This is a genomic window from Virgibacillus alimentarius (assembly GCF_000709085.1).
GTDB classification, from domain to species: Bacteria; Bacillota; Bacilli; order Bacillales; family Amphibacillaceae; genus Virgibacillus_B; species Virgibacillus_B alimentarius.
Map to the genome: position 1 here is coordinate 1 of NZ_JFBD01000069.1, position 8,398 is coordinate 8,398.

Here is an 8,398-nt window from a genome sequence, read left to right on the forward strand (position 1 = left end):
AGGTGCTCTTTTTGTTTACTAATTATTAGCAGAATAATCAATTATTTTAAATCTAAAGCAAAAAAAGGAATCCAGTATCTACTGAATTCTTTTTTTCGCTATTTAGCCGAGTTTTGTCCCAGCCTCTTTTTGCTTGTATGAAAATTACAAAGAGAGAAGAAATTTAATGGACCTGGCAAATGGTGATGATCAAAATAAAGATTTATAATTACTTATTCCTATGAAAACAATAGGTAATTTTAATACTGTCTTTGGCAACTGTATAAGTGGTGTTCTTTGTTTCTGCTTGCAATCAGTGCTAAGATAAATAAATAGCATTGTAGAAAGTAAAAGTTAGAAGGGATATGCTTGATTTATATCATTTGTTTAATTATAGGAATAATGACAGCATTCATTGGGAGTTTGCTTGGTTTAGGAGGCGGAGTAGTTTTAATTCCAACTATGCTGCTCTTAAGCCAATATGTTCATGACTTTGCATGGGCCTCCCCTCAAATGATAGTGGGGATATCTCTCATTGTTATGGTTTTTACTGCGCTATCATCAACTATTTCTTACTTTAGAAAAGGGCGGGTTGATTATAAGACAGGCTTATACTTTTTATCAGGGAGTATTCCAGGCAGTATTATAGGTGCATGGTTAAACCAATACATCGATGCCAATGACTTTTCGCTGTATTTTGGATTTATCATGGTAATCATATCTTTTCTATTTTTAATAAAACGAGAACCGCGATCTTTAGGAAATACAAAACAGGATAATTCTATAAGAACGTTTAAAGTTGATGGTGAAATATATCACTACCGTATTTCGGTATGGACAGCCTTTTATATTTCATTAGGTGTTGGAATATTATCAGGTATGTTTGGTATTGGCGGGGGATCCATAATGGTTCCAGTAATGATCCTTTTTTTTGGAGTACCTACACATATAGCTACTGCTACGTCCATGTTTATGATTTTATTCATAAGTATAATGAGCGCAGGTACACATATCATGCTTGGTCATATTGTTTGGGAGTATACTTTATTATTTATTCCTGGAGCTTGGATAGGTGGCAAGATCGGTGCTAGAGTTAACCAATCTTTAAACAGTAAAGCATTAGAGTGGATACTTCGGATAATATTGGTACTTATTGGATTGCGATTAATTATAGAAGGATTAGCTTAAGGAGCATGGAAATGAAAGAAAGAATATATATGTATTATACGAATGATTTACATAGTAATTTTAAACAGTGGCCTCGTGTGGCTGGTTATTTTAAGAATGAGAAAGCAAAAAGAGAGGCAGAACACCAATCTTGCTGGATAATTGATATAGGGGACCACTTGGATAGAGTGCATCCAATAGCTGAAGCATTCAAAGGAAAAGCGAATGTTCAGCTAATGAACGATGCAGGTTATGATATCGTGACCCTTGGAAATAATGAGGGGATTACGCTTGCTCATGAGGACCTATTCCATTTATATGATAAGGCGAACTTTCAGGTGGTATGTAGTAATTTAAAAAGTATGCGCTCGTTGGAACCTGAATGGCTTCAGCCAACGGTACATCTTCAATCTGTTAAAGGCGTTAAAATAGGAGTGATTGGTCTTACCGCCCCATTTAATGCGTTTTATAACTTACTTGACTGGCATGTGGAAGCACCTTTTCATACGCTAGAGAAATATATAAATGAGTTAGAACAAGTTTCTGATATTATTATTTTATTATCTCATTTAGGACTTAATGAAGATCAGGAAATTGCCAGACGTTTTAGTGCTATCGACGTTATCATTGGCGGTCATACACATCATTTATTACGTAGGGGAGAGGAGATCAACAATACAATTATTACGGCAGCGGGAAAGCATTGTTCCTTTGTAGGGGAAGTTATTCTCACATGGGATCACGATTTAAATAAACTTGTTAATAAAGAAGCATATGCAACAGATATTACGCATTATTCTAATGACTTGCAGGCGGAACAATCACTGCTGGTTTTAAATAAAGAGGCAGATAGACTCCTCGGTGACCCTATTATACATATGGAAAATCCAATCGAAGTAAAATGGTTTCAGCATACCGAAATCATGCAAAAGCTTACGGATACATTAAAAAATTGGACAAATGCAGATTGTGCAATGTTAAATGCAGGTTTACTTATGGATCAATTGGGGGCTGGTGATGTGACATTTAAGGACATTCACCGCATTTGTCCGCATCCAATAAACCCTTGTATCGTGCAGCTTTCTGGTGATGAATTACTGGAAGTAATCCGAGCTTCTTTTACAAAAGAATTTACGGAATTAAAATTACGTGGTTTTGGTTTTCGTGGAGAAGTACTTGGCAGGATGATATTTTCAGGTCTTACAGTCAAAACGTTTACCCGTTCTAATGGTGAGGAATATGTGGAGAAGGTTACTTTTCAAGGTGAAGAATTAGTTAAAGACAATATTTATCGAGTAGCAACAGCGGACACATTTACATTTGGAAGATTACTTCCAGAAATAGCAAAGTCTTCAACAAAACAGTTCTTTTTACCTGAATTTATTCGCGATTTACTAGCATATACACTGGTTCAAAATTTTGCTTAAATAAAATGAATAACCCACTATAATCGTGACATCGATCTAGCTTCTTGCATACATATATTATGTAAGCAAGAAGGAGGGAAGTGGATGATCACAGTTAATCCTTTAGAGGTAGATGGTATGATTTTTACTTCAATTCGTGTAGAATTACCAAAAACAAATTTATTAGTTATAACAAATGAAGTTGGTTACATTATGTGTGCAGCATTAGATGTAGACGTGTTAAATACCATTTTATCAGATCGTCATGTGGTCGCTGGCCGTGCAAAGGGTGTTAAAACAATTGATCAGCTCTTACATGCCCCATTAGAAAAAATAACCGATGCTTCAAAATCATTTGGCTGGGAAGTTGGTATGACAGGCAAAGAAGCGTTGCTTAAAATATCTTAGAACAGATGTCTTCCTTTTAGGAAGGCATTTTCTTTTTTTATATAATTCTATCCTCCTTTTAAAAAGCATAACTTGTTTTAAGGGGGGTTTTCATATGAGACGAAGATTCGGAATAAAAAAGAAAAGAACACCACCTCCAGTAAAAAATATTCTTATGGTAACCTTGATATTATTTATCCTTCTTTTGTTTGGCAGTATGCATATTATTAACAATGGAATAAAACCCACGTTGATGGAAGTAGCAGAAGTGAAAACAACAGAATTTGCAACACGCGGGATAAATTCTGCTGTAAAATTTGCGGAGGAATATACCTTTGAAGATCTTACGGAAACGACAACAGATAATGAGGGGAATGTTTCATTTATTGGATGGGACTCATCTGTTGTTAATAAAATTAATCGAGCCGCAACGGATAGAGTAGAAGAATTTTTTCACAGTATGAACAGAGGTGAACCCCCTGATTATGAAGATCCACTGGATGAACCTGAAATGTATGGAGATACGGTGGATGAACTTGTAGAAAGGGACCCCACGGTTGTAGAAATTCCTATCGGTCAGGCAACTGGCAATACCATTCTTGCCAACTTGGGTCCTAAAATTCCGGTTAATCTTGAACTAGTGGGAAATGTTCAAACAGATATCGTCGAACAGAGAGAAGAATTTGGAATTAATAATGTATTAGTAACGCTTTATGTTATAGTTGAAGCTGAAGTACAGATCGTTATTCCGTTTACCACAGAAGTTACTAGCATCGATACTAAAATTTTAATTGATAAACATTTGGTTATGGGGGATGTTCCCGAATTTTATGGGGGAGACGGTAAAGACCCATCGATTTCAGTACCAAAAAAAGACTTGCAGGATAATTAACAATCTAGTATAGTAGTAATCATAATTCTATATTAAACCTTATCAGATCGGTGAGGTAGAGGTGCAAATGATATCAGTAATCAATTGGAGTATGACATCAATGATAATTGACGAAAGGATTGTTTGCCGAAGCGTAATGAAGGTCATCTTTATTATTAGCTGGTATTTCTTTGAATAAGAGGAATACTGTCATGTTTGCAGTAATGTGCATGGAGGACTACTGATCGAGATGGAGGATAACGTATATTGTAAAACAATGATAGGTTATTTTCTATCATTGTTTTTTTGTTTACCTTTAAAAAGACACGATCATTTGTACGGCTAAAAGAAACTAAAGCACTTAGTAATATTTCATTTAGCTTAATTCCTCCATGTATAAGTTAAAAAATTAATGGGGGAGCTTCGATGGAAGGTACAATTTATTCTATTATTCCTGCAATTATTATGCTTGTACTCGTGTTATTAACAAGAAAAGTAGTACTTTCGTTAGGAGCAGGAATTATCGCAGGCGCATTACTTATCCATAATTTTTCGATAGGTGGTACGCTTAAAGAAATTTGGATTATATTTTTTCAGATATTTATTACAGATGGATCTGTTAACATCAGTAATATTTTATTATTGAGTTTTTTGTTATTATTAGGCATAATGACAGCATTTTTAACTGCCTCAGGTGGTAGCAGGGCATTTGGAGAGTGGATGATAAAACGGATAAAAACGAGAACAGGTGCACAATTAATGACAGCTGTTTTAGGTTTAATGATCTTTATTGATGATTATTTTAATAGTTTAGCAGTTGGGCAAATTGCTAGACCATTAACAGACCGGCATAAAATTTCCAGGGCAAAACTCGCTTATTTTATTGACTCTACATCAGCACCCGTAACTGTAATTTCTCCAATTTCCAGTTGGGGAGCTTATATTATAGGTATTTTAGGGGGCTTATTCGCTGCTAATGAAATTACAACACTTCAACCATTTGAAGCATTTATTAAAATGATTCCACTTAATTTTTATGCACTGGCTGCAATGATTCTTGTTTTTATTGTCGCTACCTTTAAGCTAGATATTGGTTCCATGCGAACACATGAAAAACGAGCAATCGAAACCGGGGAACTGCTTAATACGAAAAATAAAAAAGTTCCAGGCGATTTCAGTAACACATTTAATCCTCACGAGGAAGGAAAAGTTTATCATCTTTTAGCACCTATATGTGTATTGATTATTACTACAGTAACTTCAATGGTAATCACAGGTGCAAAAGCCAGTGATGGTAATATAACAATATTTACAATATTTGCTAATACCGATGTTAATTTATCATTATTTATTGGTGGTCTTTTGGCTGTTGGTACTTCTTTTTTCTTTCATACGCAGCAAAAACTGCCTAGAGCAAACGTTTTTAAAGTAATATTAGAAGGAATTAAAACAATGATTCCTGCCATTTATATATTAATACTGGCATGGATGATTGGCTCTGTAATAGGCACATTAAAAACCGGGGAATATTTAGCACATATCGTGCAAACTGTCTCATTAAGTCCAACGCTTTTACCGTTATTATTTTTCCTTATTGCAGGTGTCATGGCACTTGCAACTGGTACATCATGGGGGACCTTTGGTATCATGTTGCCTATTGCAGCAGAAGTTGCGGTGATAACAAATATGGATTTATTACTTCCTTCACTAGCGGCAGTGCTAGCGGGTTCAGTATTTGGGGACCATTGTACTCCTATTTCAGACACTACGATTCTTTCTTCAACTGGAGCTGGTGCAAACCATATTGATCACGTTATAACGCAATTGCCATATGCATTACTTGCTGCGGCAGCTGCATGTATCGGATATTTAATGATTGGTTTAACGAATTATATACTACTTTCATTAATAGTAACAGTTGTGATAATTATTGCATTTGGTATATTTATCCGGTTTTTAACCAAAACAACTTTAAAAAAAGTATAACTTTAAAAAGCACCTTTATAGTGGGATTGTGAAAGGTGCTTTTAATTATGTCAATGTATTAAGAATATTGTTTATTATTAAATAAAATTTTTGACATGTATAAAAAGTAAAGCTATAATATAAACATAAATATCAGAAAAATAAGATATTTAAAATAATTGTGGAAGGGAGAGGTATTATAATGGAAAATCGCTCACAATGGGGGACAAGAGCCGGATTTATTTTAGCTGCTGTGGGCTCTGCTGTTGGATTAGGAAATATCTGGCGCTTTCCTTCTGTTGCATATGAAAACGGAGGAGGAGCGTTTTTTATTCCTTATTTATTTGCTTTGTTAACTGCTGGTATTCCCATCTTAATTATGGAGTTTACGATGGGGCATAAATATCGTGGATCAGCACCCTTAACCTATCGAAAAATGCATAAAAAATCCGAGTGGATTGGTTGGTGGGGTGTATTAGTGGCTTTTACCATTTCAACATATTATTCAGTTATTATTGCCTGGGCAATATCTTATTCGATTTTTTCCATTAATTTAAGTTGGGGAGAAGACACGGAATCATTTTTATTCAATGATTATTTACAGAATACTGTTGATGTTGGGCAAACAGGAAGTCTTGTTCCAGGAGTATTTATTCCTCTAATTATTGTATGGTTGCTTGTCTTGGGAATTCTATTTCGAGGTGTTAAAAAGGGTATCGAGATAGCAAACCGGATTTTCATACCAACATTGCTTGTTATTTTTCTTATAATTGTAATCCGGGCTGTTACTTTACCCGGTGCAATAGTTGGGCTAGAATCATTTTTCGCGCCTGATTTCAGTAAGATTTTATCTCCAAATGTATGGGTAGCAGCATACGGACAAATCTTCTTTAGTTTATCCATTGCCTTTGCAATTATGATTACGTATTCAAGTTATTTGCCGAAGAAGTCAGACATTACAAATAATGCCTTTATAACAGGCTTTGGGAATTCAAGTTTTGAGTTATTGGCAGGTATCGGAGTTTTCTCGGTATTAGGATTTATGGCCACACAATCCGGGGTAGCTATTGATGATGTTGTTGCGGGTGGAGTAGGATTAGCGTTTGTTGTTTTCCCAAAGATTATAAATGAATTTCCGGCTTTTAGTGAACTTTTTGGATTTTTATTTTTTGCTTCACTAGTTCTTGCGGGTTTAACGTCTTTAATGTCAATTACCGAAACATATGTGGCCGGATTAGTTGATAAATTTAAAATTTCAAGAACGAAAGCTGTGTTATTTGGTGGAGGTTTAGCTGCAGTTGTTTCTTTTTTATATGCTTCACAAGGCGGAATGGCATTCTTAGATGCTGTAGATTATTTTATTAATCAATTCGGTGTTGCATTTGTCGGGCTTATTGAAGTTATTTTGGTAGCTTGGGTTTTACGAAAGGTTGGAGAATTTAAAGATCATGCGAATGGAATATCTGATATCCGATTAGGTTCATGGTGGACGATTAGTTTGTCTATCATTACACCACTTGTTTTAGGATATATGATGTTTGGCTTATTTAAACAAAATTTGCTTAAGGAGTTTGCTACAGAAAATGGAAATTACGAAGGATACGCTGACACTTTCATATTGTATAGTGGCTGGTTTGTGGCAGCTGCTGCACTTATAATCGGTATCCTCATATCTCTAACAAAGTGGAAAAAGTCTGAGAAAGCATATGCAGATACGGAATCGAAGGAGGTAAATTAATGAGTGGGAGTGCAGTTTTCGTGATGATTATAGGTGTTGTGGTTATATGGGGAGGATTAGCTGCAAGCATTACGAATGCGGTGAAAAAATCCAAAGATCAGAATGCGAAAGAGTCCAGTTAATGTACGATTAAAATAAGAATATTACACCAGGAGTAACGAGTTCTCCTTAAGGGTGGGGAACAAGATAAAAATAATACCACCACTTAGGGTTAAGTATTAAAATTGGATGAAAAGATAGCATGTGAAAATCTTTACGATTTTACATGCTATCTTGTTTTTGAATTAAAATTTTGCAACCTTAAGGAGATCATAACACGAACGGTTAGGATCTTATTTTTATTTAGCCATATTTTCCCATTTGTTTAAATAAGGATAAGGATCAAAAGAATATTCATTTTGACCATTATCTTTGTACATTCCGTAGTGTAGATGCGGTGGGAATTTTCCGGAGGTTCCAGGAGGACCATAACCGGTAGATCCTACTCTGCCTAATTCGTCGCCAGGTTTAACTACTTGTCCGACCTTAATATCATCATTATACCCACTTAGATGACCATAATAATGATAAATATTATTAATATCTCTAATTCCAATCCGCCAGCCACCATATAAATTCCATCCTTTTAATTCAACTACACCGTACGTCGTGGATTTTACAGGGGTTCCATATCCAGCAAAAATATCAGTTCCTTCATGAATACGAACTCCGCCGAATCCTCGGCGATCCCCCCATGTACTTTCGTAACTATAATTGTAATCCATTGATACAGGGAAGTCGCGTTTAGTCAGATTTATATCTTGAAATTTTTTAAATACCTTTGCTGTACTGACAATAGTTTGAACGGAAAGATCACGTTTATAAAAGTTCCACAACCCAATTTTT

General features: G+C 35.3%; 8 protein-coding genes and 1 riboswitch. Of the genes, 7 read left to right on the forward strand and 1 reads right to left on the reverse strand.

What is annotated here, in order from left to right; translation table 11 throughout:
* Nucleotides 1–348: 348 nt before the first annotated feature.
* The 7 genes from GZ63_RS0111545 to GZ63_RS17915 all read left to right on the forward strand — a co-directional run bounded on the left by GZ63_RS0111545 (nucleotide 349) and on the right by GZ63_RS17915 (nucleotide 7,635).
* Complete coding sequence (locus GZ63_RS0111545) at nucleotides 349–1,167, forward strand: sulfite exporter TauE/SafE family protein (protein WP_029269682.1); 819 nt, start codon at nucleotides 349–351, stop codon at nucleotides 1,165–1,167.
* A gap of 11 nt (nucleotides 1,168–1,178) precedes the next feature.
* Entirely contained in the window at nucleotides 1,179–2,573 is a 1,395-nt protein-coding gene (locus GZ63_RS0111550; protein WP_029269688.1) for a bifunctional metallophosphatase/5'-nucleotidase, read from the forward strand.
* Between the two features lie 84 nt (nucleotides 2,574–2,657).
* Nucleotides 2,658–2,960: a YunC family protein gene (locus tag GZ63_RS0111555; protein WP_029269694.1), complete on the forward strand. Its 303-nt coding sequence runs from the start codon at nucleotides 2,658–2,660 to the stop codon at nucleotides 2,958–2,960.
* A 94-nt stretch (nucleotides 2,961–3,054) separates the two neighbouring features.
* Nucleotides 3,055–3,831: a sporulation protein YunB gene (yunB, locus tag GZ63_RS0111560; protein WP_029269696.1), complete on the forward strand. Its 777-nt coding sequence runs from the start codon at nucleotides 3,055–3,057 to the stop codon at nucleotides 3,829–3,831.
* A gap of 48 nt (nucleotides 3,832–3,879) precedes the next feature.
* A riboswitch (Lysine riboswitch) is annotated at nucleotides 3,880–4,059 on the forward strand.
* Between the two features lie 177 nt (nucleotides 4,060–4,236).
* On the forward strand, nucleotides 4,237–5,796 hold the full coding sequence (locus tag GZ63_RS0111565) for a Na+/H+ antiporter NhaC family protein (RefSeq protein ID WP_029269698.1): 1,560 nt from the start codon (nucleotides 4,237–4,239) through the stop codon (nucleotides 5,794–5,796).
* A gap of 181 nt (nucleotides 5,797–5,977) precedes the next feature.
* Nucleotides 5,978–7,513 (forward strand): sodium-dependent transporter, encoded by a 1,536-nt coding sequence (locus tag GZ63_RS0111570; RefSeq protein ID WP_029269700.1) that lies wholly within the window; start codon nucleotides 5,978–5,980, stop codon nucleotides 7,511–7,513.
* On the forward strand, nucleotides 7,513–7,635 hold the full coding sequence (locus GZ63_RS17915; RefSeq protein WP_156947727.1) for a methionine/alanine import family NSS transporter small subunit: 123 nt from the start codon (nucleotides 7,513–7,515) through the stop codon (nucleotides 7,633–7,635). The genes GZ63_RS0111570 and GZ63_RS17915 overlap by 1 nt, the downstream gene beginning before the upstream one ends.
* A 216-nt stretch (nucleotides 7,636–7,851) precedes the next feature.
* Here GZ63_RS17915 and GZ63_RS0111580 read toward each other — a convergent pair.
* The coding region (locus GZ63_RS0111580; protein ID WP_029269701.1) for a M23 family metallopeptidase at nucleotides 7,852–8,398 on the reverse strand (547 nt) is incomplete at its 5' end.

Bases quoted from the DNA above. Each gene is read 5' to 3' on its own strand.
- GZ63_RS0111550 (WP_029269688.1), top strand. From the start codon at position 1,179: ATGAAAGAAAGAATATATATGTATTATACGAATGATTTACATAGTAAT.
- GZ63_RS0111555 (WP_029269694.1), top strand. From the start codon at position 2,658: ATGATCACAGTTAATCCTTTAGAGGTAGATGGTATGATTTTTACTTCA.
- yunB (WP_029269696.1), top strand. From the start codon at position 3,055: ATGAGACGAAGATTCGGAATAAAAAAGAAAAGAACACCACCTCCAGTA.
- GZ63_RS0111565 (WP_029269698.1), top strand. From the start codon at position 4,237: ATGGAAGGTACAATTTATTCTATTATTCCTGCAATTATTATGCTTGTA.
- GZ63_RS0111570 (WP_029269700.1), top strand. From the start codon at position 5,978: ATGGAAAATCGCTCACAATGGGGGACAAGAGCCGGATTTATTTTAGCT.
- GZ63_RS17915 (WP_156947727.1), top strand. From the start codon at position 7,513: ATGAGTGGGAGTGCAGTTTTCGTGATGATTATAGGTGTTGTGGTTATA.